Genomic DNA, 26,243 nt, shown 5'->3' on the forward strand with positions numbered 1-26,243 from the left:
ATTACCGGTCGGGCTGTTAAAAGTAGTGGAGTGAGGCCTGCAAGACTTGGGCACGTGACGACCTTGTTGCTGGCCAGACACGGCCTTACGCCCCTCACCGGCCCGGTGCTGGCCGGCTGGACCCCCGATGTCCATCTCAGCGAGGCCGGCCAGGCGCAGGCGGACGCGCTGGCCGTACGGCTGGCGCCGCTGGAGCTGGACGCGATCGTCTCCAGCCCGCTGGAACGCTGCCAGGAGACCGCCGAGGCGGTCGCCGGCGGGCGTTCCACCGAGGTACTGACCGACGAACGGTTCGGCGAGTGTCGCTACGGTGACTGGACGGGCCGCCCGATTGGCGAGCTGTCCAAGGATCCACTGTGGCAGGTCGTGCAGAACCACCCGAGCGCCGTGACGTTTCCCGGCGGGGAATCCCTCGCCGCAGTCCAGCACCGGGCGGTGACCGCGGTCAGGGAGTGGAACGAGCGCCTTGGGCCGGACGCGGTCTATCTCGTCTGCAGCCACGGAGACGTGATCAAGGCCATCGTGGCCGACGCCATGGGTCTCCATCTGGACCAGTTTCAGCGGATAGTCGCCGATCCCGCGTCGCTCACCGCGATCCGCTACACCCCCCTGCGTCCCTTCGTGCTCAGGCTCAACGACCTTGGGGGAGATGTGACCGGCCTCCGGCCCCCAGAGGGTTCGGAACACCGAGACGGGGGAGAAAACTTCACCGGGAGCGATGCCGCAGTCGGCGGCGGAGCCGGGACCACGTAAGGTCGGGCTATGCCGGTCTTCGACTATGACCCACCCGAGAGGTTTGTGGCCGGTGCCGTTGGGCAGCCGGGCTCACGAGCCTTCTTCCTCCAGGCCCGGGGACAGGGCCGGTTGACCACCGTGGGGCTGGAGAAGTTTCAGGTCGCCGCGTTGGCCGACCGGCTCGATGATCTCCTAGACGAGGTGCTGCGGCGCAGCGGCGGGATGACCCAGGTGCCCGCGACCGCACCGGCCGGCCTGACCGACAACGGGCCACTCGACGTGCCGATCAGTGAGGACTTCAAGGTCGGCACGATGACCCTGGCCTGGGACGCCGATGCCGCGCAGGTGGTGATCGAGGCCCAGGAGATCGCTACGGAGGACGAGGAGTTCGAGCCGTCCCCGCTCACTGAGCCCGCGGTGTTGCGCGTGCACATCAGCGCCGGTGCGGCCAGGGCTTTCACCAAGCGCGCCCTGGCCCTCGTCGCCGCAGGACGCCCGCCCTGCCCGCTGTGCGGCCAGCCGCTCGACGCCGGCGGGCATATTTGCGTGCGTCTCAACGGTTACCGGGGTAGTAGCGCTTCACCGGGTGAAGGAGGCGAATGAGTGCCGAAAGCGAGCCCACGCTGAGCACGGCGCCCGTCAGGGGGCTGGACGACGAGACCGCTATGCGCCTGCTCCGCGAGGGCAGGCTGGAGGTCGCCGGCCGGCTGGTCGAGGCGACCAACATGACGCTTTACTGTTCGGTCCGGCTTGGCGGGCTCGCGGCGGCCTGCGTCTACAAGCCCGTACGTGGAGAACGCCCGCTCTGGGACTTCCCTGACGGCACCCTGGCGGCCCGTGAGGTGGCCGCCTTCGAGGTCTCGGCGGCGACCGGCTGGCGGATCGTCCCGCCGACCGTCTACCGCGACGGTCCCTTCGGGCCTGGTATGTGCCAGCTCTGGATCGACACCGACCCGGCGGTCGACCTGATGGTGCTGATCCGCAGCCGCCAGCCCGCCCTGCGGCGGATGGCCGTGTTCGACGCCGTCGTCAACAACGCCGACCGCAAGGGCGGCCATCTGCTTCCCATGGTCGACGGTCACATCCACGGGGTGGACCACGGCGTGTCCTTCGCCGCCGAGGACAAGCTCCGTACCGTGCTCTGGCAGTGGCGGGGGAAACCCCTGTCCCGTGAGGCCACGAACGTCCTGGCCCGACTGGAGCGCGAGCTGGAGCAGGGGCGCCTGGGCCGTCGCCTGCGCGAGCTCCTCACCCTTGCCGAGGTCGAGGCCACCTGGCTCCGGGTCCGCAGGTTGCTCGACACCGGCCTGCACCCCCTCCCCTCGCAGGACTGGCCGGCCATCCCCTGGCCCCCGATCTGAGGCCGCTTCCGGCGGGGGCATACCCTGCCGGGTATGTGCACGGTTGTCGTCAGCATCGATCCGGGTGCCGAAATCCCCCTCATCCTCGCCGGAGTGCGCGATGAGTTCACCGGCCGGCCATGGGTGCCTCCGGCTGAACACTGGCCGGGGCTGATCGGCGGCCGAGACCTCCAGGCGGGCGGTACCTGGCTGGCCGTGGACCCCGCCGCCCGGCGGGTGGGCGCCCTGCTCAACGGCCAGGGTGTGCCCACTCCGCCGGAGACTCGCCGCTCCCGGGGCGACCTGCCCCTCCAGGTGGCCGCCCAAGGCCGTCTGCCGGACCTGGACCTGACCCGCTATGACCCTTTCCATCTGGTCCTGGCGGATCCCGAAGGGGCCCGTCTGTGGCACTGGGACGGGGAGGTGCTGACGCAGGACGAGCTCCCCCCGGGAACCCACATGATCGTCAACAGCGGCTGGGATCGGGATGGCGACAACGAGCGCGTCGCGTTCTTCCGTCCCCGCTTCGCCAGGGCCGGCCGCCCCGTGGCCCTCGACGATCCCTGGGGGGACTGGGGGAAGCTCGTCACCGGAGCGGGTCTGCCCGCCGAGGATCCCCGCTCTTTGATCATCCGCCACGAGCTGCCCGATGGACGGATCTTCGGTTCTCTGTCGGTCACCCTGCTCGCCCTGAGCGCGGACGGTATCCGCTACGACTTCACCGATGATCCGCGCAACCTCGCGGCCTTCCGTCGGGTCCTGCCGGAATGATGAACTAAGTTCCGGCGGTTGAGACGAGTGTCCCTTTATCCACCGCCCCGAACTGATCAGGGCGGTCTGTCTGCTGGATAGGCTCAATACATGAGATCGTGGTCTGCGCCGAAGGTCCCTCGGCTTCCCGGTGTTGGTGCTCCGCTACAGCTGTTCGACACCGCCGCAGGAGAGGTCGGCTCGACTCAGCCGGGCTCCACGGCGCGGATGTACGTCTGCGGCATCACGCCCTACGACGCCACCCACCTGGGCCACGCCAACACCTACCTCGCCTTTGATCTGGTCAACCGGGCCTGGCGGGACGCCGGTCACGAGGTCCACTTCACCCAGAACGCCACCGACGTGGACGACCCGCTCCTGGAGCGAGCCGCGCAGACCGGGCAGGACTGGCGGGAACTGGCCGAGCGTGAGATCGAGCTGTTCCGGACGGACATGGAGGCACTGCGTATCCTCCCGCCGCGCGAATACGTCGGGGTGACCGAGGTGATCGGCCAGGTCGTCGAGCTGATCGAGGTCCTGCGGGACAAGGGCGCCACCTACGACCTCGACGGGGACGTCTACTTCGACGTCGCCGCGGCGCCCAAGTTCGGTGCCGTCTCCGGGTACTCCGAAGAGCGGATGCTCGACCTGGCCGCCCAGCGTGGCGGTGACCCCGAGCGGCCCGGGAAGAAGCACCCGCTCGACTGGCTGCTCTGGCGAGCAGAGCGTCCCGGTGAGCCGTCGTGGCCCTCGCCGTTCGGCCCGGGAAGGCCCGGCTGGCACATCGAGTGCACCGCGATCGCGCTGGCCAACCTGGGGAGCGGGTTCGACGTCGCGGGCGGCGGCTCCGACCTCGTTTTCCCGCACCACGAGTGCGGCGCCCACGAGGGGCACGTCGCCTGCGGCGAGTGGCCCTTCGCCAAGGCCTACGTGCACGCGGGCATGGTCGCCCTTGACGGCGAGAAGATGTCCAAGTCCAAGGGCAATCTGGTCTTCGTCTCCAGGCTCCGCCGGCAGACCGATCCGATGGCCATCCGGCTGGCCCTGCTGGCCCACCACTACCGCAGCGACTGGGAGTGGACCGATGACCAGCTGGCCTCCGCCGAAGTACGGCTGGCACGCTGGCGCTCGGCAGTCGACCTGCCGGCCGGCCCCGGAGCGGATACCGTGCTCGCGGAACTCCGCGCCTGCATGACCGACGACCTGGACACCCCCGGAGCACTCGCAGTCGTCGACGCCTGGGCCGGAAGGGCGCTGGCCGGGGAGGTCGGGAGTGACCCCGGGGCGCCCGCGTCCGTCAGGGACATGGTGGACGCACTCCTCGGCGTCGAGCTCTGAGAGCCGGCCTCCCGCGACGATCCGGCAGGAGCCGGTCGCCTGAGGCCGGATGAGGGAGGAAGGGACCCGCTCCTCCGGTCCCGGCGACCGGGGGAGCGGGCCTCTGCGCGCGGTGGCGCGGGCGGGGAAGACGCCGTCGGCGGGCTGGACGGGGTCCGGCCCCCTCTCTGCCTCCGGACATCTCGGCGGTGAGGGACCCGGGTACGTCGGCGGGGACAAAAAATCTGGGCCCGCACCGCCGAAGCGGTGCGGGCCCAGACAGAAGCCTTTAGATCAGATCAGATGACCTGAACCTGGTCGGCCTGCGGGCCCTTCTGGCCCTGCGTGGTAGTGAAACTGACACGCTGGTTCTCCTCCAGGGTGCGGTAACCACCGGAGTTGATAGCCGAGTAGTGCACGAAGACATCGGCGGTGCCGTCATCCGGCGCGATGAATCCGAAGCCCTTTTCGGCGTTGAACCACTTAACAGTGCCCTCAGACAAACTACTTCTCCTCATTGGGAGCCTCACCAAACCGTCAGGTCGACGGCTCGGGGCTGCGTTGCGGACCCTACCATGCATCCGCGGAAACCATCCGGAGAAACTGTAACGCCCGCTGTCGGCGGTCTTTCTGGGAGCGCTTGAAATGACAAGCGCCATCGAGAACTACGACTGCAACCATCAAAGTCTACAGGTTGCTGTCGTGCGGGGCAACCGTCTCCACGGTGGGTCGGCAGGCGTGAACATCTCAGCCGAGGTCCGGCGCGCCGGACCTCAATCGCACAGCGTTGAGGTGTCGAAAAGAAGATCAACTGGAGCGGGAATCAGGACCTTGTCGCCGAGCTCCACCGACACCGAGGTCCGGTAGCGCCCTTCGCCGGGGTCGCTGAACACGGTGATCCGTGCCGGGGAGCATTCGGGATCGATGAGAACCATCACCGGCACACGGCCGGAGGCATAGGCGCCGGGCTTGATCGTGCGGTCGTCGTGGGCGGTGCCGGGAGAGACCACCTCGGCGACCAGGATCAGGCCACTCGACAGCAGTTCGCGCGTTCCCCAGCGCGGGGCGTCGCGCGGGGCGACGACCACATCCGGGATGACCATGTCACGACTACCTTCAAGGCAGACGTCGATCATTCCCGTCCACACACCCCACGCGTGTCCGTCCGCGGTGGGAAACAGCGCACGGGCGAGGAGCATGGCTCGGCTCGCGTGCTCGGGGGTTCCGGAGGGACTCACGATCACCCTCTCACCGATGAACTCGATCTTCAGGTTGGGCAGCTCGGGCAGGGAGTCGTAGAGCTCCCTGGGGGTCTCCGGCAGGTGCTGCTCAGGCCCGGTCGCGGTCGGGACGAGGTCGTGAGTGCGCTTCTTGTGTGAGATGGCAACCATGGTTCGACAACCTTCCGCATCCATTGGGACACGTTCAGTATTTCATCGGGTGATTCAGGAGGGGACGGTTTGGAGGAAGCGTTCGCGCTCGTCCTCGGGGAGGCGGTCGATGAACAGGAGGCCGTCGAGATGGTCGGCCTCGTGCTGGAGGACCCGTGCCAACATGCCCAGTGCGCGGACGGTGACGGGCTTGCCGAACATGTCACGGCCGCGGGCGGTGACCATGTAGGAGCGTTCCAGCGGCCACCAGAGCCCCGGGGCGGACAGGCAGGCCTCGTCGGCGACGATCTTCCGCTCGGACGGTTCCAGGCGGGGGTTGACCAGATGGCCGGATTTGCCGTCCAACTCGTAGACGACGACCCGGAGCGAGACACCGATCTGGGGAGCGGCCAGGCCCGCGCGATGAGCGCCGGCACGCATGGTGGCCTGGAGGGACCTGACCAGGTCGCGCAGTTCGCGGTCGAAGGTGGTCACAGGTTCGGCTACGGTCCGTAGCACTGGGTCTGCGAACGGTCGGATCGGCTGGACGGCCACACGCACTCCCCGAGGCGACGGACGGACATGCACACGATTCCCCTCGCCACCCTGCCCCAACCGTGACCGGCGGAACCGCCACTTTCCGGGGCCGTTACATATGTGCGACCTGTGCGTTGCGTATTTCGGGGAGCGCGTCAACGGGCCCGCGTGTCGCCTGTTTCAGCCGTCGCCGTCACGGTCGCGGCGGCGCAGGTAGCGCTCGAACTCCGCGGCGATGGCGTCTCCGCTCGCCTCGGGCAGCTCGGCGGCGTCCTTGCGCTCCTCCAGCTCCTTGACGTATTCGGCCACCTCGCTGTCCTGGGACGCCAGCTCGTCCACGCCGTGCTCCCAGGCCCGTGCCTCCTCGGCCAGGGCGCCCAGTGGCATCGGGATGTGGAGGAGGTCCTCCATCCGGCTGAGCAGGGCCAGGGTGGCCTTGGGGTTGGGCGGCTGCGCGACGTAGTGCGGCACCGACGCCCACAGCGTGACCGCGTGGATCCCGGCCGCGCCCAGCGCGTGCTGGAGGACGCCGACGATGCCGGTCGGCCCCTCGTAGCGGCTCAGTTCCAGATTGATCGCGTGGGCCAGGTCCTCGTCGGTCGCCGAGCCCACGATCGGCACCGGGCGGGTGTGGGGAGAGTCGTTGAGGAGGGCGCCGAGCAGCACCGCCAGCTCCACCCCCAGCTCGCGGCAGACCACGGTGATCTCCTCGCAGAAGGCGCGCCACCGCATGTTGGGTTCGATGCCGCGGAGCAGCACCACGTCGCGGTCCACGCCCGGCGGCCGGGCCACCGACAGCTTGGTGGTCGGCCAGGTGATGGAGCGGGTCAGTCCCTCACCCATCTCGACGATGGGCCGGGTGACCTGGAAGTCGTAATACTCCTCCGGGTCGATGGAGACCAGCGGGGTCGCCTTCCACTCGTCCTCGAGGTGTGCGATCACTCCGCTCGAGGCCTCGCCCGCGTCGTTCCACCCCTCGAACGCGGCGATCAGCACCGGGTCGACGAGCTCGGGTAGACCTTCGAGTTCGATCACGCGCCGCCTCCTTCTGGCCTCGCCACTACCCGCCTAAGCCTATGCGGTAAGGAGGCCTTTACGTCACCTTCCGAGGTTGTGCGAACGATGAGCACGTCAGGGCCGTCCGCGGCGGCCCGCCCGGCGGTATCGAGCCCGGAGGGCCGCCGGTCCGACGGGAACGGCGCGGCGGGGCTCTGCCGGCCACCTCGTCAAGCGATTGGACCGTGATTCCGGTTGCGGTCAGAAATAATAGTGCCTCGACGGTTCCAAGTAAGCTTTCCCTCATGACTGGCAGACCGTCTTTCCGTGATGTCCTGGCCGAGCGCGTAATGGTCGCCGACGGGGCCATGGGGACGATGCTGCAGGCGAACGAGATCACCCTGGACGACTTCCAAGGGCACGAGGGCTGCAACGAGGTGCTCAACGCCACGCGCCCCGACATCGTGCGGGCTGTGCACGACGCCTACTTCGAGGTCGGTGTCGACTGCGTCGAGACCAACACCTTCGGCGCCAACCTCGCCGCCCTCGGCGAGTACGACATCTCCGAGCGGACCTACGAGCTGTCGGAGGCCGGGGCCCGGATCGCCCGCGAGGCGGCCGACCGCTGGTCCACCCCCGACCACCCTCGTTACGTGCTCGGCTCGATCGGTCCCGGCACCAAGCTCCCCACCCTCGGGCACAGGCCGTACGGCGTGCTGCGCGACGCCTACCACGACAACGCGGCCGGGCTCATCGCCGGCGGTGCCGACGCCCTGATCATCGAGACCTGCCAGGACCTGCTCCAGGTCAAGGCCGCCGTCATCGGAGCCAAGCAGGCCATCGCCGGCTCCGGCCGCGACGTGCCGGTGATCGCTCAGGTCACCGTGGAGACCAACGGCGCGATGCTGCTCGGCTCGGAGATCGGCGCGGCACTCACCGCGATCGAGCCGCTCGGAGTCGACGTCCTCGGCCTCAACTGCGCCACCGGCCCGGCCGAGATGAGCGAGCACCTGCGCTACCTGGCGCGCCACTCGCGGCTGCAGCTGTCCTGCATGCCCAACGCAGGCCTGCCGCAGCTGACCGCGGACGGCGCCTACTACCCGCTCACCCCGGACGAGCTCGCCGACGCCCACGAGAACTTCACCCGGTCCTTCGGCCTGTCCCTGGTCGGCGGCTGCTGCGGCACCGCCCCCGAGCACATGCGCAAGGTGGTGGAGCGGGTACGCGGTAACGCGCCCGCCTCCCGCCGCCCGCGTCCCGAGGCCGGGGCGGCCTCGCTCTACCAGCACGTGCCGTTCCGCCAGGACACCTCCTATCTGGCGATCGGGGAGCGGACCAACGCCAACGGCTCCAAGGCCTTCCGTGAGGCGATGCTCGCCGAGAACTGGGAGGAGTGCGTCGATATCGCCCGGGCCCAGGCCCGTGACGGCGCGCACATGCTCGACCTGTGCGTCGACTACGTGGGCCGCGACGGCGTCAGGGACATGAAGGAGCTGGCGTTCCGCTTCGCCACCGCCTCCACGCTGCCGATCGTGCTCGACTCCACCGAGCCCGCCGTGCTGGAGGCCGGGCTGGAGATGATCGGCGGCCGGGCGATCATCAACTCGGTCAACTACGAGGACGGCGACGGTCCCGACTCGCGTTTCACCAAGATCATGAAATTGGCCCGGGCGCACGGCGCGGCCGTCATGGCGCTGACCATCGACGAGGAGGGCCAGGCCCGCACCGCCGACTGGAAGCTCAGGGTCGCCACCCGCATCATCGAGGATCTGACGGCCAACTGGGGCATGAAGGTCGAGGACATTCTGATCGACGCCCTCACCTTCCCCATCGGCACCGGGCAGGAGGAGACCCGCCGCGACGGCCTGGAGACCATCGAGGCCATCCGCGAGCTCAAGCGGCGCTACCCGGGCGTGCAGACCGTGCTGGGCCTGTCCAACATCTCCTTCGGGCTCAACCCGGCCGCACGTACCGTTCTCAACAGCGTCTTCCTCAACGAGTGCGTCAACGCGGGCCTCGACTCGGCCATCGTGCACGCCTCCAAGATCCTGCCGATGGCGCGCATCCCCGACGAGCAGCGCCAGGTGGCACTGGACATGGTCTACGACCGCCGCAGGGAGGGCTACGACCCGCTGCAGCGATTCATGGAGCTGTTCGAGGGCGTGGACGCCGCCTCGGTCAAGGCCGGCCGGGCCGCGGAACTGCTCGGCCTGCCGCTGTGGGAGCGGCTCAAGCGCCGCATCGTCGACGGTGAGCGCAAGGGCCTGGAGGCCGACCTGGAGGAGGCGCTGGCGCGGCGCCCGGCCTTGGAGATCGTCAACGACGTGCTCCTCGACGGCATGAAGACCGTCGGTGAGCTGTTCGGCTCCGGCCAGATGCAGCTGCCGTTCGTCCTGCAGTCGGCCGAGGTCATGAAGTCCTCGGTGGCCTACCTGGAACCGCACATGGACCGGGTCGAGGGGGAGACCAAGGGCCGCATCGTGCTCGCCACCGTCAAGGGCGACGTGCACGACATCGGTAAGAACCTGGTCGACATCATCCTGTCCAACAACGGCTACGAGGTCGTCAACCTCGGCATCAAGCAGCCGGTGTCGGCGATCCTGGAGGCGGCCGAGGAGAAGGACGCCGACGTCATCGGCATGTCCGGGCTGCTGGTGAAGTCCACGGTCATCATGAGGGAGAACCTCGAGGAGATGAACTCCCGGGGGATCTCCCAGCGCTTCCCCGTCCTGCTCGGCGGCGCCGCCCTGACCCGCGCCTACGTGGAACAGGACCTCGCCGAGCTGTTCCAGGGCGATGTCCGCTACGCCCGGGACGCCTTCGAGGGACTGCGCCTGATGGACGCCTTCATGGCGGTCAAGCGAGGTGAGGCCGGTGCGAGTCTGCCGCCGCTGCGTGAGCGGCGGGTCAGGACCGGCGCGACTCTGGTGCGGACCCCGGAGGCGGAGCTTCCCGCCCGGTCCGACGTGGCGGCCGACAATCCCGTCCCGCGGGCGCCCTTCCTCGGCGAGCGGATCATCAAGGGCATCCCGCTCGCCGACTACGCCGCGTTCCTGGACGAGCGGGCGACGTTCATGGGCCAGTGGGGTCTCAAGGCCGCCCGCGGCGGCGGCGGACCCTCCTACGAAGAGCTCGTCGAGACCGAGGGCCGGCCGCGCCTGCGTATGTGGCTGGAGCGGATGCAGACCGAGGGCCTGCTGGAGGCGGCCGTCGCCTACGGCTACTTCCCGTGCGTCAGCGACGGCGACTCGCTGATCATCCTGGATGACGCGGGCAACGAGCGGACCAGGTTCACCTTCCCCCGCCAGCGTCGCGACCGGCACCTGTGCCTGTCGGACTTCTTCCGCTCGAAGGGCTCCGGTGAGGTCGACGTGGTCGCCTTCCAGGTGGCCACGATGGGCAACCGGGTCTCCGAGGCCGCCGCCGAGCTGTTCGCCAAGGACGCCTACCGTGACTATCTGGAGCTGCACGGCCTCTCGGTGCAGCTCACCGAGGCGCTCGCGGAGTACTGGCACGCGCGGGTCCGCAGCGAGCTCGGGATCGGCGGTGACGAGTCACTGGAGGACATGCTGAAGGTCAACGTCACCGGCTGCCGTTACTCCTTCGGGTATCCCGCCTGCCCCAACCTGGAGGATCAGGTCCAGCTGATGGAGCTGATCGACCCCTCCCGGATCGGGGTGAAGCTCTCGGAGGAGTTCCAGCTCCACCCCGAGCAGTCCACCTCCGCGCTGGTCGTCCACCATCCTGAGGCCAGCTATTTCAACGTGTGATCGTAAGGGGTTGTCCGGGGATGGACGCGGTTCTCTTCGACATGGACGGTCTTCTCGTGGACAGCGAGAAGATCTGGTTCCAGGTCGAGTCCGAGGTGATGGAACGGCTCGGCGGCCACTGGAGGTCCACCGACCAGGAGCAGCTGGTGGGCGGCTCCATGACGTCCACCGTCGCCTACATGCTTGAGGTCTCCGGGGCGGGCGCCCACCCCGACGAGGTGGCGGCCTGGATGCTGGAGGGCATGACCAGCAGGCTCGCGGGCGGCGTGGAGATGATGCCCGGGGCCGCCGAGCTGCTGGCGGCGGTGCGGCGGGCGGGCCTGCCCACCGCCCTGGTCACCTCCTCGCTGCGGCCGATCGCCAGAGCGTGCCTGAAGGGCATCGGCGGCGACAACTTCGATCACGTGGTGACCGGCGACGACGTGACGAGGACCAAGCCCGATCCGGAGCCCTACCTCAAGGCCGCCCGGCTGCTGGGCGTGGCCGCGGCCCGCTGCGTCGCGCTGGAGGACTCCCCGAACGGGGTGACCTCGGCCACCGCCGCGGGCTGCCGGGTGGTGGCCGTGCCGAGCGTGCTGCCGATTCCCTCCGCGCCCGGCCGCCTCGTCGTGGAGTCCCTGCTCGAGGTCGACGTCGACGTTCTCCGGATGCTGTCGGGCCGCCGCTCCTGACCAGGGGGTGGCCCTGTCGGGGATGTTCCGGAGAGGGAGCCGGTCCCCGGAGGTGATGTCTCGCGGCCCTTAGGGGATGATCCCTCCCCAAGGAGGAGGAACTATCCCGATCCGGCATGCCAGGATGGATCTGGTAAGCCGATACGAGGGGCGGTCCGCTATGTCGTTCGAACAGATCGCGTGGTTGCCGCTCTGCGCCGGGGTGACCGGTGTGGGGCTGGTGCTCAGTTTCCTGTTGATGCGTCGACGGGGGGCGGTGGCGGGGCTGCGTGGTGTCGCCTGGTCGCTGCTGCCGCTGGCGGCCTACCTGACCGGCGCGCTGCCCACCCTGTGGCGGATCGGCACGGCGATCGCCGGGTTCTTCGCCGGGGTGGTGTTCGACCCCATGGTGTGGGCCGGGGTGGCGGTGACCGGGCTCTCCCTGTTGCTGTTCCTGGTCACCGGGGTGCTGCGCCGCCGCCGTACGGCAGGGCCGGTGGCGCCCGAGGCTCCCGCGGTGCGGGCTCCCGCGGCGCCGGGCAGGCCGGTGGCCCCCGGAGGGACCGCCACCCAGCCGTTGCCGCAGCCCAAGGCGGCGCCCGCCGCGAAGGCCGCCGCGAAGCCGGGCGCGGACGAGGATTTCTCCGATATCGAGGACATTCTCAAGCGTCGTGGCATCGGGTGACGCTGAGTTACCGGTCAGTGCAATGTCACAAATCAGAGACGGAAACGGAACGGCTTCCGGACATTCGCCTCAAGATCAGAACAAATGAATTTCACGTGAATCACAGTTGGGCCACATAGCGCCTCGGGGGACTAGTCAGCCCAGATCAGCCCATAGATTCTGCGTCACGGGATCGTGAAAACGGTCCGGAGACTTCAGGGCGCGACACCCCGACCGGGGGACGCGTCCGTTGGACAACGTCGTCTGGGACCCAGGGGGCCACTGTATGACCGCACCGCTCGACCTTTCTGGCTCGGCTCCGGAGGCAGGTCCCGAAGTCGTGCTCGCGGGCGCGGATCGGGGGGCTATCCAGGGGCGCTCTCTCGGCCAAATCGCCTGGATGAGGCTGAAGCGCGACAAGGTGGCCATGACAGGGGCGGGCGTCATCGTCTTCCTTATCCTGGTGGCGATCTTCGCGCCGCTCATCGTGAAGTTCTTCGGCCACCCGCCGCTGGAGTTCCACCGGGAGAAGATCGACCAGTCCACGCTCACGCCCAACGAGGCGTTCGGCGGCATGAGCTGGGACTTCCTGTTCGGCGTCGAGCCCCTCTGGGGACGTGACGTCTTCAGCCGAATAGTTTACGGCGCGCGGATCTCGCTGCTCATCGCCTTCCTGGCCACTCTGCTCTCGGTGACCATCGGCACCGTCCTCGGCGTCGTCGCGGGCTACTTCGGCGGCTGGGTCGACACCGTGATCAGCCGGGCGATGGACGTCTTCCTGGCCTTCCCGCTGCTGGTGTTCGCCATCGCGCTCGCCGGTGTCGTCCCCGACCAGGCGTTCGGCCTGTCCGGCGACGCCCTGCGCGTGTCGCTGCTGGTGTTCATCATCGGGTTCTTCAGCTGGCCGTACATCGGCCGGATCGTCCGAGGTCAGACACTGTCCCTGCGTGAACGGGAGTTCGTCGACGCGGCCAGGAGTCTCGGCGCCCGCGGACCGTACATCATCTTCCGTGAACTACTGCCCAACCTGATCGCGCCGATTCTGATCTACGCGACGCTGGTGATCCCGTCCAACGTCCTGTTCGAGGCGGCGCTCTCCTTCCTCGGGGTGGGCGTCCGCCCGCCGACGCCGACCTGGGGAGGCATGCTCGCCGAGGCGGCACGCTTCTACACGGTGCCGCACTTCGCGATCTTCCCCGGGTTAGCGATCTTCATCACCGTGCTGGCCTTCAACCTCTTCGGTGACGGCCTGCGTGACGCGCTGGACCCGCGCGGCCGTTGACCCTTCCTGATCCCCGTAGTTTCCCTGGCTCCTATCCACAAGGGGTGTAGCAGCAAATGAAGAGAAGACCCGCACTCGGGGCGCTCGCGGTCACCGCGGCGCTCGCCCTGGGCTTGTCGGCCTGCGGTGGAGAGAGCACAACACCGAAGAGCGAGAGCACGGGTGGCGGCACGTCGGCGGCTCCGGCCCAGGCCGAGTTCAACGCCGCGATGACCGCGGTGTTCAACCCTTCGACCAAGAAGGGCGGCACCCTCAAGCTCGCCAACTCCGGCGACTGGGACTCCCTGGACCCGGCCGACACCTACTACGGCTACTCGTGGAACTTCATCCGCCTGTACGGCCGCGCGTTGACGATGTTCAAGTCGGCTCCGGGCGCCGAAGGCTCGAAGGTCGTCGGCGACCTGGCTCAGGACCTGGGCAAGCCGAGCGAGGACTTCAAGACCTGGACCTACACGCTGCGTGACGGCCTGAAGTACGAGGACGGCAGCCCGATCACGGCCAAGGACGTGGCGTACGCCATCGCCCGGGCGTTCGACAAGGAGACCTTCCCCAACGGTCCCACCTACCTGAACGACATGCTCGACTGGCCCAAGGACTACAAGGGCGTCTACAAGTCGAAGGATGTCGACTTCAGTTCGGCGATCGAGACGCCGGACGACAAGACGGTCGTCTTCCACCTGAAGCAGCCCTACAGCGGTTTCGACTACATCACCCAGATGTCGCCGACCATGCCGGTGCCGAAGGACAAGGACACGGGCGCGAAGTACCGCGAGCACGTGATCTCCTCCGGTCCCTACATGTTCGAGAAGAACGAGATCGGCAAGGGCTTCACCCTCACCCGCAACCCGAACTGGGACCCGGCGACCGACCCGAACCGCCCGGCGCTGCCGGACAAGATCGAGGTCCAGACCAACGTCAACGCCGACGACCTCGACAACCGTCTCCTCTCCGGCGACATCCACGTCGACATCGCGGGCACCGGTGTCCAGCCGGCCGCGATGAGCAAGATCCTGCCGGACCCCGCGCTCAAGGCGCGGACCGACAACCCGACGCTGCAGCGTCTCTGGTACACCTCGATCAGCCCGACGGTGAAGCCGCTGGACAACATCGACTGCCGTAAGGCCGTCGAGTACGCCGCGGACAAGACCGGCTACCAGGCCGCCTACGGAGGCGAGTTCTCCGGTGGCCAGATCGCGACCAGTCTCCTCCCGCCGTCCATCCCGGGCGCCGAGAAGATCGATCTGTACCCCAGCGCGGACGGCACCGGTGACCTGGCCAAGGCCAAGGAGCACCTGGCCGCCTGCGGCCAGCCGGACGGCTTCGAGACCAACATCGCCTACCGCGCCGAGCGGCCGAAGGAGAAGGCGACCGCCGAGGCCCTGCAGCAGTCGCTGGCCCGCGTCGGCATCAAGCTGACCCTGAAGCCCTACCCGCAGGCCGACTACTTCTCGCTCTACGCCGGCAAGCCGCCGTTCGTCGTCGAGAACAAGCTGGGCCTGGCCCTCAACGGCTGGGGCACGGACTACCCCGACGGTTACGGCTTCCTGCAGCAGATCACCCACAGTAGCGTCATCCGTGACACCGGTGGCTCCTCCAACATCAGCGTCCGCATTCCCGACGTGGACAAGATGCTCGACGACTCCCTCCTCGAGGCCGACGCCCAGAAGCGTGAGCCGATGTGGGCCGCCGTGGACAAGCGCGTCATGGAGGAAGCGGTCATCCTGCCGGGCGTCTGGGCCAAGAGCCTGCTGCTCCGCGGTCAGGGCGTGACCAACGTCTTCATCAGCGACTCCCAGCAGATGTACGACTACGTCGGAATGGGCGTCGAGTAGGACCGCTGTCAGTCAAACGAGTAGTTAGGCAGGTGAAGGCAGCGGTGGCCGCCGGGAGTGACCCTCCCGGCGGCCACCTGGGCCGGGCACTGTGGTCACATATATCATCAGACGCCTGATCGGCGCGGTGATCATGCTTCTTATCGTGAGCATGGTCACCTTCGCGATCTTCTTCCTCGTGCCCCAGCTTGCCGGGGCGACTCCCGAGGGTATGGCCAGCCGGTACGTCGGCCGGACCGCCACGGCGGAAACGGCCAAGCTGGCCGCCGACCGGCTCGGGTTCAACGATCCGCTGGTCGTGCAGTACGGCAGGTTCGTGAAGGGCATCGTCGCGGGCGCGGAATACGACTACGGCCCCGGGGTCGAGCAGTGCCCGGCCCCCTGCCTGGGCTATTCGTTCATCACTCGCCAGCCGGTCTTCCCCGACCTGATGAACCGGTTGCCGGTCACGCTGTCGCTCGCGAGCGGCGCGGCGGTGATCTGGGTCGTCATGGGCGTGAGCATCGGCGTCCTGTCCGCGCTGCGCAGAGGCACTCTCTTCGACCGGGCGGCCATGACCGTCGCGCTGGCCGGAGTGTCACTGCCGATCTTCTTCACCGGTCTGGTAACGCTGCTGGTGTTCAGCTACGGAAACCCCTTCTCCTTCGCGGCGCAGGGCGGCCATTTCACCCCCCTCACCGACGGTCCCGGCCAGTGGGCCTACAACCTGCTTCTTCCCTGGATCACGCTGGCGTTCCTGTTCGCGGCCACCTACGCGCGCCTCACCCGGGCGGGCATGCTGGAGACGATGAACGAGGACTACATCCGCACCGCGCGGGCCAAGGGGCTCCGCGAGAGCACCGTGGTCACCAAGCACGGCCTGCGGGGCGCTCTGACCCCCATCCTCACTGTCTTCGGCCTGGACTTCGGCCTGTTGATCGGTGGCGCCGTCCTCACCGAGAGCGCCTACTCCCTGCCCGGCCTCGGTAAGTACGCGATCGACGCGATCGTCAACCAGGACCTGCCCAAGGTGATGGGTGTGACGTTGCTCGCGGCGCTGTTCGTGGTCACCGCGAGTCTGATCGTCGACCTGCTCTACGCGGTGGTCGACCCGAGGGTGAGGCTGGCGTGAGCTTCCTTGAACTGAAGGATCTGAAGGTCCACTTCCCGACCGACGACGGGCTGGTCAAGTCCGTCGACGGGCTGACCTTCTCGCTGGAGCGCGGCAGGACGCTCGGGATCGTGGGAGAGTCCGGATCCGGAAAGAGCGTGACGAGCCTGGGCATCCTGGGGCTGCACAAGGGGGGCCACGCCAGGATCTCCGGCGAAATCTGGCTCGACGGCGAGGAGCTGGTCGGCGCCTCCTCCGAGCATGTGCGCGGGTTGCGCGGCAAGAAGATGGCGATGATCTTTCAGGATCCGCTGTCGGCGATGCACCCCTATTACACGGTCGGCGACCAGATCGTGGAGGCCTACCGGATCCACAACGACGTGACCAAGAAGGTCGCCCGCAAGCACGCGATCGACATGCTCGGCCGGGTGGGCATCCCGGAGCCGGGCCGCCGGGTGGACGCCTACCCGCACGAGTTCTCCGGCGGCATGCGGCAGCGCGCGATGATCGCGATGGCGCTGTCGTGCGACCCGGAGCTGCTGATCGCCGACGAGCCGACCACCGCGCTGGATGTCACCGTGCAGGCCCAGATCCTGGACCTGATGCGGGACCTGCAGCGGGAGTTCGACTCCGCTTTGATCATCATCACCCATGATCTGGGCGTCGTGGCCGAGCTGTCGGACGACATCCTGGTGATGTATGGCGGCAAGTGCATCGAGTACGGCACGGCGGAGGACATCTTCTACCGTCCCGAGCACCCCTACACCTGGGGTTTGCTGGGATCGATGCCCCGGCTGGACCGGGAGCGCACCGAGCGGCTGCTGCCGATCAAGGGCTCCCCGCCCTCGCTGATCAACATTCCGCCCGGCTGCGCTTTCCACCCCCGCTGCCCCTACTCCGAGCGGACAGGCGGCAGGTCCGACACCGAGGTGCCGGCACTCCTGGAGTCCGACGGCGGTCACCGGGTGCGGTGCCACCTGCCCCAGGAGGAGCGGCGGTCGCTGTGGGAGAACGAGATCAAGCCGATGCTGGAGACCACGTGACCACTCCTTCCAACGACCCGTTGCTGTCCGTCCAGGACCTGAAGATGCACTTTCCCGTGACCAAGGGGCTGCTCAAGCGGCAGGTCGGCGCGGTGAAGGCGGTCGACGGGATCAGTTTCGACGTCCGCAAGGGTGAGACGCTGGGCGTGGTGGGCGAGTCGGGGTGCGGCAAGTCCACCACCGGGCGACTGATCACCCGGCTGCTGGAACCGACCGCCGGCAAGGTGGTGTTCGAGGGGCAGGACATCACCCACATGTCGCAGGGCCGGCTGCGCCCGCTCCGCCGCGACATGCAGATGATCTTCCAGGACCCGTTCTCGTCGCTGAACCCCCGCCACACGGTGGGAACGATCGTCGGGGCGCCTTTCCGGATCCAGGGCGTCAAGCCCGAGCAGGGCACGAAGAAGGCCGTGCAGGAGATCCTCGAGTTGGTCGGGCTCAACCCCGAGCACTACAACCGCTACCCGCACGAGTTCTCCGGCGGCCAGCGCCAGCGGATCGGCATTGCCAGGACCCTCGCCCTCAAGCCGAAGATGATCATCGCGGACGAGCCGGTGTCGGCGCTGGATGTCTCGATCCAGGCGCAGGTGGTCAACCTGCTGGAGGACCTGCAGAACGAGCTGGACCTGACCTATGTGGTGATCGCACACGACCTGTCGGTGGTCCGGCACATCAGCGACCGGGTCGCGGTCATGTACCTCGGTAAGATCGTCGAGCTGGCCGACCGGAAGAGCCTGTACGAGTCGCCCATGCACCCGTACACCAACGCGTTGATGTCGGCGGTTCCGGTCCCCGACCCGGCCCGGCGCCAGGACCGCGAGCGTATCCGCCTCCAGGGTGACGTACCGAGCCCTCTCAACCCGCCGCCCGCCTGCCGGTTCCACACCCGGTGCTGGAAGGCTCAGGCGGTCTGCAAGACGGTGGAACCGCCGCTGGTCGAGCTCGCCACCGGCCACCAGGTCGCCTGCCACTTCCCGGAGAACGCCCCCGGCTCCGGAGAGTCGGTGACCACGGAGGCCGTCTCCGCCTGATCCGCCCGCGAGGTCCCGAGGCGTTCACCGTCTGAACGAGGATCACCCATGGGTTCCAAGGGTGATCTTCGCCATATCCGGCCGATCCGTCCTCCTCTGATCACCCCCGTTGCCTTCCCGCCGGGAAGTCTAAGGAATGGCGCCCGGGGTGATCAGGCCGGTCTCGTAGGACAGGACCACGGCCTGGACGCGGTCGCGCAGGCCGAGCTTGGTGAGCACGTTGCCGACATGGGTCTTGACCGTCGTCTCGCTCACCACCAGCTCGGCGGCGATCTCCGCGTTCGACATGCCCCGGGCGATCAGCCGCAACACCCCCAGCTCACGCTCGGTGAGCCGGTCCAGGCGCGCCGGGGTGGACCGCTGGTGGGCCGAGGGCAGGTGGGCCCCGAATCTGTCCAGCAGCCGCCGGGTGACGCTCGGGGCGACGATGGCGTCCCCCGCCGCGACCACCCGGATGGCCTGGATCAGCTCGTCCGGCGGGACGTCCTTGAGCAGGAAGCCGCTGGCCCCGGCGCGCAGCGCCTCCACGATGTATTCGTCCAGGTCGAAGGTCGTCAGCACCAGCACTTTGGGCACGTGGGCCCCGCTGGAGGCCTCACGCACGATCCGGCGGGTCGCCTCTATGCCGTCCACCCCCGGCATCCGGATGTCCATCAGCACCACGTCGGGCATCAGCGCACGCGACTGCTCCTGAGCGGCCTTGCCGTCCCCGGCCTGGCCGACCACGGTGATGTCGGGCTCGGCCTCCAGGATGAGGCGGAAACCGGTGCGCAGCAGTGGCTGGTCGTCCACCAGTAACACTCTGATCGTCATTACGCGTCCTTGAGGGGAAACCGGGCATCGACCTCGAATCCGCCCCCCGGACGTGGGCCGATCCTCAGGACTCCACCATAGAGGGCGACACGCTCGCGGATACCGACCAGCCCGTGCCCGGTCCGGTCCTCGGCGGGATGGGGTGGCTTGGGACCGTGGCCGTCGTCCTCGACCTGGACGGCCAGCTCGTCCGGCCCCTGCCGTACGGTGACCCAGGCGCGGGCCCGTGGTCCCGCATGCCGCAGGCTGTTGGTCAGCGCCTCCTGGACCAGCCGGTAGGCGGCCAGACCGAGGCCCGGCGGCAGCGGGCCCTCCTCGCCGTCCATCCGCAGCTGCGTCCGCAGACCCGCCTCCCGCATCTGGCCGACCAACGTGGGGATCTCCCGCACGCCCGGCTGAGGGTTGCGCTCGGCGGGTGCCGCGTCGGTCCTGAGCACGCCCACGATGTTGCGCATCTCGGCCATCGCGGTCCGGCCCATCTCCTCGATCGCCGAGAGCGCCTCCCGGGCGCCGTCGGGGTTGGTGGCCAGTACCCGGTGCGCCGCGGAGGCCTGGACGGTCATCACGCTCACGTGGTGGGCGACCACGTCGTGCAGCTCCCGGGCGATGCGGGAGCGCTCCTCGGCCCTCGCCGCACGGGTGTCGGACTCCCGGGCCCGCTCCGTCCGCTCGGCCCGGTCGCGCAGTTCTGCGAGGTAGGCGCGGCGCAGCCGGACGCTTCTGCCGGTGAGCCACAGGGTCGTGGTCAGGACGGCCACGAGCAGGTGGTCCATCCGGTCGCCGAGCCCGTCGGCCGCCACCGCCAGCACGGCACGGCAGGTCAGGCTCAACGCCAGCGCGCACAGGCTGAGCGCCAGGCCGCGGTGGGCGGCGATCGTGTAGACCAGCGCCAGCGCGGCGACCCAGAGCAGGGAGCCGCTCTGCGTCAGTGACGCCAGTGTCACCTCGATGAGGCTGACCAGAAAGAGCATCGTGAACGGCCGGTGGCGGCGCAGCGCCGGCGCCAGACAGCCGGCCACGACCAAGGCGAGGCTCGGTGCGTCGGGCTCCCTGAGCCCGTCCGGAGCTCCGAGGAGGAAACCGGAGTGGGCGCAGGGCACCGCGGAGGTGGCCAGCACCACCGCCAGGACGACGTCAGGGATCAGCGGGTGTCGGTGGAGCCAGGCCCGCAGGCTGCCGGGGGTGTTGCGCACACAATCAATTTAGGCGTCCCGTCCCCGCAGCCACCCTGCTGCGGGGGGATATCGCCCTCATCCCCGCGGATGACCCCTGGGGTCCTCAGAGCTCGTCGGTGGCCGCCCTGGACGTGGGGCGGGTGCTGCGTACGGTGTCACCCGGCTGTCGCTCGGGCAGCGGCGGGGGAGTGCCGCCGAACTGAGGGCACAGCTCCTTGTAGCTGCACCAGTCGCACAGGCGGCTGGGCCTGGGGGGCCACTCGCCGGTCTCCATCGCCCGCTCGATGGCCGTCCACAGCGCCTGCACCTTGCGCTCGGTGGCGCGCAGGTCGGCCTCGTCGGGGGCGTAACGCAGCACCTCGCCGTCGCCTCCCAGATACATCAGCTGGAGTAGACGGGGCACCGAGCCGTGCAGCCGCCACAGGGTCAGCGCGTAGAACTTCATCTGGAACAGGGCCTTGGCCTCGAAGGCCGGCCCCGGCGCGCTGCCGGTCTTGTAGTCGACCACGCGGACCTCCCCGGTAGGGGCGACGTCCAGCCGGTCGATGTAACCGCGCAGCATCAGGCCGCTGTCGAGCACCGCCTCCACATACAGCTCCCGCTCGGCGGGCTCCAGGCAGGTGGGGTCCTCAAGGGTGAAGTAGCGCTCCAGCATGGAGCGGGCCTGGGCCAGCCACTGGGCCTGTTCCCGGTCGTCGGCGAACATGCCGCCATAGGCGGGATCCTCGGCCAGCAGCCTGTGCCACTGCGGCTCCAGCAGATCCTGGGCCGCGGCTACCGTGCGGGTGGGAGCGGGAAGGTCGTAGAGGCGCTCCAGCACCGAGTGGACCATCGTGCCGCGCACCGCGGCGGGCGACGGCGGCTCGGGCAGCCGGTCGATCACCCGGAACCGGTAGAGCAACGGGCACGTCATGAAGTCACCGGCGCGGGACGGCGACAGCGCTCCGATGATCGTGGGCTCGGTCAGTGACATGTCCGCACTGTAGGTCACAGTGACGACAGTTTGTGCCCGAGGTGGGCTCGCGGCGTCTGTGCCCGGCGTTATGGCGCGTAGCATCAAGGCCTGAAGGTGAAGTGAACGAGGAGTGGTGAGCCAGCGGTGAGCAGTGAGAGCCCGCGCCGGGACAATCCGGGACTACGGGTGGGACGGCCGTTCGGCATCCCGGTGTACGTCTCGCCGACCTGGCTCATCGTGGCGGCGGTCATCACGATCAGCTTCCGGGACGAAGTGGCCTTCCGGCTGCCCGAGTTGAGCGTCCCGGTGACGTATCTCGTCTCCTTCGCCTTCGCCGTACTGCTGTATGTGTCGGTGCTGCTGCACGAGCTGGCGCACTCCGTGGTCGCCAAGATGTACGGCCTGCCGGTCCGCCGCATCACCCTTTACCTGCTGGGCGGCGTCTCGGAGATCGAACGCGAGCCGGAGACGCCCGGCAGGGAGTTCATGGTGGCCTTCGTCGGGCCGCTGCTCTCCCTCGGGCTGGCCGTCGCCGGTTTCGTCGCCTCCCAATTCATCGGCCCGCACACCGTCCTCGGCGTCCTGACCTTCCAGCTCTGGTTCGCCAACCTGATCGTCGGAATCTTCAACCTCCTGCCGGGGCTGCCGCTCGACGGCGGGCGCATGCTGCGCGCCGGCGTCTGGAAGGTCACGCGTAACCCGGGTTCGGGAACGATCGCGGCGGCCTGGGCGGGCCGGGTGCTGGCCGTCGTCCTGGTCGCGGTGCCCGTCGGGCTGGCGCTGATGAGCGGGCAGGCGCCGGGCTGGGCGTTCATCTGGTCGGTGCTGCTGGCCTCCTTCATCTGGCTCGGCGCCACCCAGGCGCTGCGCAGCGCCCGGGTGCGCGCCCGCATCCCCCAGGTGAACGCCCGCGCCCTGGCCAGGCGGGCCATCGCGGTGACCGGGGACCTGCCGCTGGCCGAGGCCCTGCGCAGGGCTGCGGAGGCTCAGGCGGGTGCGATGGTGGTGGTCGACCACGAGGGCCACCCGACGGGGATCGTCAACGAGGTCGCGGTGGAGGCCACTCCGGAGAACCGCCGCCCCTGGGTGACGGCCGGTTCACTGGCGCGCAGTCTCGAACCGTCGCTGGTGCTGGCCGCCGACCTGTCGGGAGAGTCCCTGATCGACGCCATGCGTGAGGCCCCGGCGGGGGAGTATCTCCTCGTGGAGCGCGGCGGGGAGATCTTCGGGGTGCTGGCCACGTCGGATGTGAACCGGTTGTTCAGCGGGGTCTAGTGAACCTCCGGGGGAGTTCAGGCGTCTTACTGGACGCGTATCGGGATGATGCGGTGGTGCGAGAAGGGGGAAGATCGCACCCTTTTGTCCTACTCGTTTTCGATGCGCGCCAAGACTAGTGTTCTGGTCAACTGAACTGGCTGGCCATGGAGCTCAAGGGACGCACAATTGGCACCCCCCAACACGCCGACCTCGGCCGGTGATCTCACTCCGGAGTTGCTCGGCACCCCCGAATGGGACGACCGACTGGTCGTCGCCGCCGGAATTCCCATATACGACGCCCCGTTCCTGACGGTCGGCGGCGGCATGGGTTCCTTCGTGACGCTGGACTACCTGCGGATCTACGGTGTGCCCACCTCCCAGATGCGGGTGGTGTCCAACATCGACACTCCGTGGCAGACCTACGAGTTCCTGACCAGGTGCTCGCAGATCCCCCGCTCGGAGCGGATCCGTTCCGACTCCGCCTCGCGGCCCGACAACCTCTGGGGGTTCCCCTCCTACGCGCTGCAGGAGACCTGGAAGGACAAGACCCCCGCCTACCTGTGGCAGCTGCTGACCGAGCCGCTTCTGAACGACTACTGGACGCCGCGCGCCGGCACGGTCTTCGAAAGCCTCGAACGCGAGGCCAAGCGCATCAACTACTGGGACATGCTGGTCAAGGGACAGGTCCGGATGGTGCGCCGCCGGGCGGGTGGCGGTTACTTCACCGTGGTCACCCCGCCGGAGGGCGCGGCGCCGACCAAGCGCGTCGTCTTCCGCTCGCGCTTCGTGCACATCGCGATCGGTTACCCGGGTCTGAAGTTCCTGCCCGACCTGCAGGAGTTCCGCACCAAGCACGGCGACTACCAGCACGTGGTCAACGCCTACGAGCCGCACGAACAGGTCTACGAGTTCCTCAAGACCCGTCCCGGCACGGTGGTCATCCGGGGAGGCGGCATCGTGGCCTCCCGAGTGCTGCAGCGCCTGTTCGACGACCGGGAGAAGCTGGGGCTCCAGACCCAGATCGTGCACATCTTCCGGACCTTCGTCACCGGCTCCCACGGCCCGCACATCTGGGCGCGCCGCAAGGGCGGCGATGGCTGGGCCTACCAGGGCTTCAACTACCCCAAGTCGGTGTGGGGCGGTCAGCTCAAGGCGCAGATGCGCAAACTGGAGGGGGCCGAGCGCGCCGCCAAGTACAAGGAGATGGGCGGCACCAACACCCCCTACCGGCGGCGCTGGCAGGAGCAGATGCGGGCGGGCCGTAGCGGTGGCTACTACCACCCCGTGCAGGGCACCGTGGACCGGGTGGAGCGCGCCCCCGACGGTCGGCTGGTCAGCTATGTGCGCAGCCGCGATGGCATCGTCCGCGAGCCGGTGGCCGACTACATCATCGACTGCACCGGCCTGGAGGCCGATATCGCCGAGCACCGCGTCTACGAGGACCTTCTCCGGTATGGCGGCGCCTACCGCAACCCGGTCGGCCGGCTGGAGGTGGAGCGCCACTTCGAGGTGAAGGGGACGGCGAGCGGCGGCGGCGCACTCTATGCCTCCGGCTCCGCGACACTCGGCGGTTACTTCCCCGGCGTCGACACCTTCCTGGGACTGCAGATCGCGGCCCAGGAGATCGCCGACGACCTGGCACGACGGGGATTCGTCCGCAAGATGGGACCGCTGCGGTCGACCTCGCAGTGGTTCAAATGGGCCTTCAACTCACCGGTGTAAGGAGCGATCTCCCGTGGTTCCGACTCTGGTGGGGCGCATCCAGACGCGCCTCTTCCTGCTCGCCACCGTGGGCGCGATCATCACGCTGCTGATCGTGCCGGTGCTGCCGGGCTCCTCCGGGTCGCTCGGCGACCGCTACGTCACCGGGTTCCTGGTCCTGGCGGCGGTGGCCGTACTGGGGGTCGGCTGGGAACTGGTCTACCACTTCCTCATGCAGTTCCGATGGGAGAAGGACTGGCCGACCCTGTTCGGTTTGTTGACGCTCGTTCCAGAAGGTCTTCTGCTGTACTTTTTGCTACGGTCCGGTGCAGTTGATTTCATCGCTCCGGTTCCATCGGCCGCATTCTGGACGCATTTCACCGTCGTCTGGGTCTGCGTGTGGCTGGTGGCGAACGGTCCGATGCGGGTGCCGTTCATCCGATGGCGTTTTCGGGGAGGGAGAATTCTGTGACCGAGTTAAGCGAGGGAACGAATAAGCACAGCACCTCGGTCATGGAACCGACGGAGGAGGTTTCATGACCGATGAGGGTTTCGGAGTGGTGCGTCCGCTTCCGGGCAACGGGCTGGTCGCCCACGTGGGGGGTCTGCTGCTGGTGTGCGACGCGGCCGAGGCCGTCGTGGAGGACCTGCTGCGGGCGCTGAGGGAGACCGCGGCCTCCAGCGGGGACGGTCGAGCGCTGGCCCGTCGCGTCGCCCAGGTGCTGGCCGTCGTGATGGGTGAGCCCGTGGCGTGCGCCGTCGCAGGTCCCGTCGCCGGGGGAGTGGCCGTGTTGGTCAGCGGTTCGGCGTCCGCGGCGGTCATCGGTCCGGGGGGCGAGGTCCAGCTGGCCGGGCGTGACGCGCTCACCTGGTCCGACCGGCTCGTGCCGGGCCCGGTGACCCGGGTGGAGCTGAGCCTGCCCGAGGCCGGCGCGGCGCACCCGCTCGCCCGGCTGGACGGCGGTGTGATCGTCGGCGGTGGCGTCCGGTGTGACCTGACCGAGGCGGGCGCGCCACCGGTCGCCCAGCGGCCCGTGGCCCGCGCGGAGACCGCCGTGCCGTCCGCCGAGCCCGCGATGCCGCCCGCGGTGGCCGTCCCTCAGGCCGAGGCGTCCCCTCCACCGGCCCCCGCGAGCCCCGAGCGGCCGGTGCCCCCGGCGGAGAGCGCACCACCCGTGCCCTACCCGATGAGCTCTCCCGAGCACTACGCGCCGGTTCTCGCGCCGGAGCCGCGTCCGTGGCAGTCCGAGCCCACGCCGGTCCCGTCGCAGGGTCCGGTGCCCGGCCCCGTCCCGGCCGTCCCCGCGGCCGTGGAGGCCGCCGGGGTGGGCGGGAGCGGCGGCGATCCCCTCGACGTCCGCGATCAGCCGTTCGAGTACGAGCTGCTGACCCCGGGTGGTCCGCAGATCGTCCCGGAGCCCCTGCCGGTCGAGCCGGAGCCGCGCCCCCTGGTCTATGGGGTGGACTGCAAGAACGACCATTTCAACGACCCGCGCGTGCCGTACTGCGCGGTCTGCGGCATCGCGCTGGTGCAGCGCACGCTCGTCCCCTACAAGGGGCCGCGGCCACCGCTGGGTGTGCTGCTCCTGGACGACGGCCTGACGCTCCGCCTTGACACCGACTACCTGGTCGGCCGCGACCCCGAGCGGGCTCCGGAGGTCGCCGACGGCTCGGTGCGTCCCGCCAAGGTCACCAGCCCCGACGGCTCGGTGTCCCGCCGTCACCTGCGGGTGGCGCTGGACGGCTGGGACGTCAACCTGGTGGACCTGGGATCGGTCAACGGCACCCAGATCCAGCCGCCGGGCGACCCCAACTTCTACGACATCCCACCGAACGAAGCGGTCGCGATCCTGCCCGGTACGACCGTGCGGATCGGCGTCTCCCGCACCATGCGCTACGAGTCGCACCGCAACCGCTAGGTCAGGACGGCCGCCC

24 protein-coding genes are annotated in these 26,243 nt (G+C 68.8%); 17 read left to right on the forward strand and 7 right to left on the reverse strand.

Going from position 1 to position 26,243, the window contains the following annotated elements; genetic code table 11:
* Positions 1–54 precede the first annotated feature (54 nt).
* The 5 genes from ACIN94_RS23535 to mshC all read left to right on the forward strand — a co-directional run bounded on the left by ACIN94_RS23535 (position 55) and on the right by mshC (position 4,163).
* Positions 55–753 (forward strand): histidine phosphatase family protein, encoded by a 699-nt coding sequence (locus ACIN94_RS23535; protein WP_400709614.1) that lies wholly within the window; start codon positions 55–57, stop codon positions 751–753.
* 9 nt (positions 754–762) lie between these two features.
* Positions 763–1,338, forward strand: a complete 576-nt coding sequence (locus tag ACIN94_RS23540; protein WP_400709617.1) for a DUF3090 domain-containing protein — start codon at positions 763–765, stop codon at positions 1,336–1,338.
* Positions 1,335–2,096 (forward strand): SCO1664 family protein, encoded by a 762-nt coding sequence (locus ACIN94_RS23545; RefSeq protein ID WP_400709620.1) that lies wholly within the window; start codon positions 1,335–1,337, stop codon positions 2,094–2,096. The genes ACIN94_RS23540 and ACIN94_RS23545 overlap by 4 nt, the downstream gene beginning before the upstream one ends.
* Before the next feature lie 33 nt (positions 2,097–2,129).
* Positions 2,130–2,846: an NRDE family protein gene (locus ACIN94_RS23550; RefSeq protein ID WP_400709623.1), complete on the forward strand. Its 717-nt coding sequence runs from the start codon at positions 2,130–2,132 to the stop codon at positions 2,844–2,846.
* Between the two features lie 90 nt (positions 2,847–2,936).
* Entirely contained in the window at positions 2,937–4,163 is a 1,227-nt protein-coding gene (mshC, locus tag ACIN94_RS23555) for a cysteine--1-D-myo-inosityl 2-amino-2-deoxy-alpha-D-glucopyranoside ligase (protein WP_400709626.1), read from the forward strand.
* A 278-nt stretch (positions 4,164–4,441) separates the two neighbouring features.
* On the opposite strand, the gene ACIN94_RS23560 is transcribed toward mshC, so the two are convergent.
* The 4 genes from ACIN94_RS23560 to ACIN94_RS23575 all read right to left on the reverse strand — a co-directional run bounded on the left by ACIN94_RS23560 (position 4,442) and on the right by ACIN94_RS23575 (position 7,084).
* A complete protein-coding gene (locus tag ACIN94_RS23560; RefSeq protein WP_012892399.1) occupies positions 4,442–4,645 on the reverse strand; it encodes a cold-shock protein in 204 nt (67 codons plus the stop codon).
* A gap of 270 nt (positions 4,646–4,915) precedes the next feature.
* Positions 4,916–5,533 carry a Uma2 family endonuclease gene (locus tag ACIN94_RS23565; protein ID WP_400709630.1) on the reverse strand — a complete coding sequence of 206 codons (618 nt, stop codon included), beginning with the start codon at positions 5,531–5,533 and terminating at the stop codon, positions 4,916–4,918.
* Positions 5,534–5,587: 54 nt separating this feature from the next.
* Complete coding sequence (gene def / locus ACIN94_RS23570; protein WP_400709633.1) at positions 5,588–6,100, reverse strand: peptide deformylase; 513 nt, start codon at positions 6,098–6,100, stop codon at positions 5,588–5,590.
* A 129-nt stretch (positions 6,101–6,229) separates the two neighbouring features.
* A complete protein-coding gene (locus ACIN94_RS23575; protein WP_400709636.1) occupies positions 6,230–7,084 on the reverse strand; it encodes a PAC2 family protein in 855 nt (284 codons plus the stop codon).
* Between the two features lie 266 nt (positions 7,085–7,350).
* On the opposite strand from ACIN94_RS23575, the gene metH reads away from it, so the two are divergent.
* The 8 genes from metH (at position 7,351) to ACIN94_RS23615 (ending at position 18,407) form a co-directional block, all read left to right on the forward strand.
* The gene (gene metH / locus ACIN94_RS23580; protein WP_400709639.1) at positions 7,351–10,815 is read left to right on the forward strand and encodes a methionine synthase; all 3,465 of its coding nucleotides are present in this window, start codon (positions 7,351–7,353) and stop codon (positions 10,813–10,815) included.
* A gap of 20 nt (positions 10,816–10,835) precedes the next feature.
* Positions 10,836–11,486: an HAD family hydrolase gene (locus ACIN94_RS23585; RefSeq protein WP_400709642.1), complete on the forward strand. Its 651-nt coding sequence runs from the start codon at positions 10,836–10,838 to the stop codon at positions 11,484–11,486.
* A gap of 160 nt (positions 11,487–11,646) precedes the next feature.
* The gene (locus tag ACIN94_RS23590) at positions 11,647–12,150 is read left to right on the forward strand and encodes a cellulose synthase (protein WP_400709645.1); all 504 of its coding nucleotides are present in this window, start codon (positions 11,647–11,649) and stop codon (positions 12,148–12,150) included.
* A 265-nt stretch (positions 12,151–12,415) separates the two neighbouring features.
* Positions 12,416–13,411, forward strand: a complete 996-nt coding sequence (locus tag ACIN94_RS23595; RefSeq protein WP_400709647.1) for an ABC transporter permease — start codon at positions 12,416–12,418, stop codon at positions 13,409–13,411.
* Between the two features lie 56 nt (positions 13,412–13,467).
* Positions 13,468–15,243, forward strand: a complete 1,776-nt coding sequence (locus tag ACIN94_RS23600; protein WP_400709649.1) for an ABC transporter substrate-binding protein — start codon at positions 13,468–13,470, stop codon at positions 15,241–15,243.
* Between the two features lie 91 nt (positions 15,244–15,334).
* A complete protein-coding gene (locus ACIN94_RS23605) occupies positions 15,335–16,354 on the forward strand; it encodes an ABC transporter permease (RefSeq protein ID WP_400709652.1) in 1,020 nt (339 codons plus the stop codon).
* Positions 16,351–17,376 (forward strand): ABC transporter ATP-binding protein, encoded by a 1,026-nt coding sequence (locus tag ACIN94_RS23610; protein ID WP_400709655.1) that lies wholly within the window; start codon positions 16,351–16,353, stop codon positions 17,374–17,376. The genes ACIN94_RS23605 and ACIN94_RS23610 overlap by 4 nt, the downstream gene beginning before the upstream one ends.
* Positions 17,377–17,420: 44 nt before the next feature.
* Positions 17,421–18,407: an ABC transporter ATP-binding protein gene (locus tag ACIN94_RS23615; protein ID WP_400709735.1), complete on the forward strand. Its 987-nt coding sequence runs from the start codon at positions 17,421–17,423 to the stop codon at positions 18,405–18,407.
* Between the two features lie 129 nt (positions 18,408–18,536).
* On the opposite strand, the gene ACIN94_RS23620 is transcribed toward ACIN94_RS23615, so the two are convergent.
* The 3 genes from ACIN94_RS23620 to ACIN94_RS23630 form a co-directional block, all read right to left on the reverse strand.
* The gene (locus tag ACIN94_RS23620) at positions 18,537–19,220 is read right to left on the reverse strand and encodes a response regulator (protein ID WP_400709658.1); all 684 of its coding nucleotides are present in this window, start codon (positions 19,218–19,220) and stop codon (positions 18,537–18,539) included.
* On the reverse strand, positions 19,220–20,413 hold the full coding sequence (locus ACIN94_RS23625; protein WP_400709661.1) for a sensor histidine kinase: 1,194 nt from the start codon (positions 20,411–20,413) through the stop codon (positions 19,220–19,222). The genes ACIN94_RS23620 and ACIN94_RS23625 overlap by 1 nt, the downstream gene beginning before the upstream one ends.
* Before the next feature lie 85 nt (positions 20,414–20,498).
* On the reverse strand, positions 20,499–21,368 hold the full coding sequence (locus ACIN94_RS23630) for a RecB family exonuclease (RefSeq protein ID WP_400709664.1): 870 nt from the start codon (positions 21,366–21,368) through the stop codon (positions 20,499–20,501).
* 126 nt (positions 21,369–21,494) lie between these two features.
* On the opposite strand from ACIN94_RS23630, the gene ACIN94_RS23635 reads away from it, so the two are divergent.
* The 4 genes from ACIN94_RS23635 to ACIN94_RS23650 all read left to right on the forward strand — a co-directional run bounded on the left by ACIN94_RS23635 (position 21,495) and on the right by ACIN94_RS23650 (position 26,227).
* Positions 21,495–22,625, forward strand: a complete 1,131-nt coding sequence (locus tag ACIN94_RS23635) for a site-2 protease family protein (protein WP_400709667.1) — start codon at positions 21,495–21,497, stop codon at positions 22,623–22,625.
* A gap of 168 nt (positions 22,626–22,793) precedes the next feature.
* Positions 22,794–24,329, forward strand: a complete 1,536-nt coding sequence (locus tag ACIN94_RS23640; RefSeq protein ID WP_400709670.1) for a hypothetical protein — start codon at positions 22,794–22,796, stop codon at positions 24,327–24,329.
* 13 nt (positions 24,330–24,342) lie between these two features.
* Positions 24,343–24,780: a hypothetical protein gene (locus ACIN94_RS23645; RefSeq protein WP_400709673.1), complete on the forward strand. Its 438-nt coding sequence runs from the start codon at positions 24,343–24,345 to the stop codon at positions 24,778–24,780.
* A 64-nt stretch (positions 24,781–24,844) separates the two neighbouring features.
* A complete protein-coding gene (locus ACIN94_RS23650) occupies positions 24,845–26,227 on the forward strand; it encodes an FHA domain-containing protein (RefSeq protein ID WP_400709676.1) in 1,383 nt (460 codons plus the stop codon).
* Positions 26,228–26,243 lie beyond the last annotated feature (16 nt).

It is taken from the genome of Streptosporangium sp. NPDC087985 (genome assembly GCF_044741965.1).
GTDB lineage: Bacteria > Actinomycetota > Actinomycetes > Streptosporangiales > Streptosporangiaceae > Streptosporangium.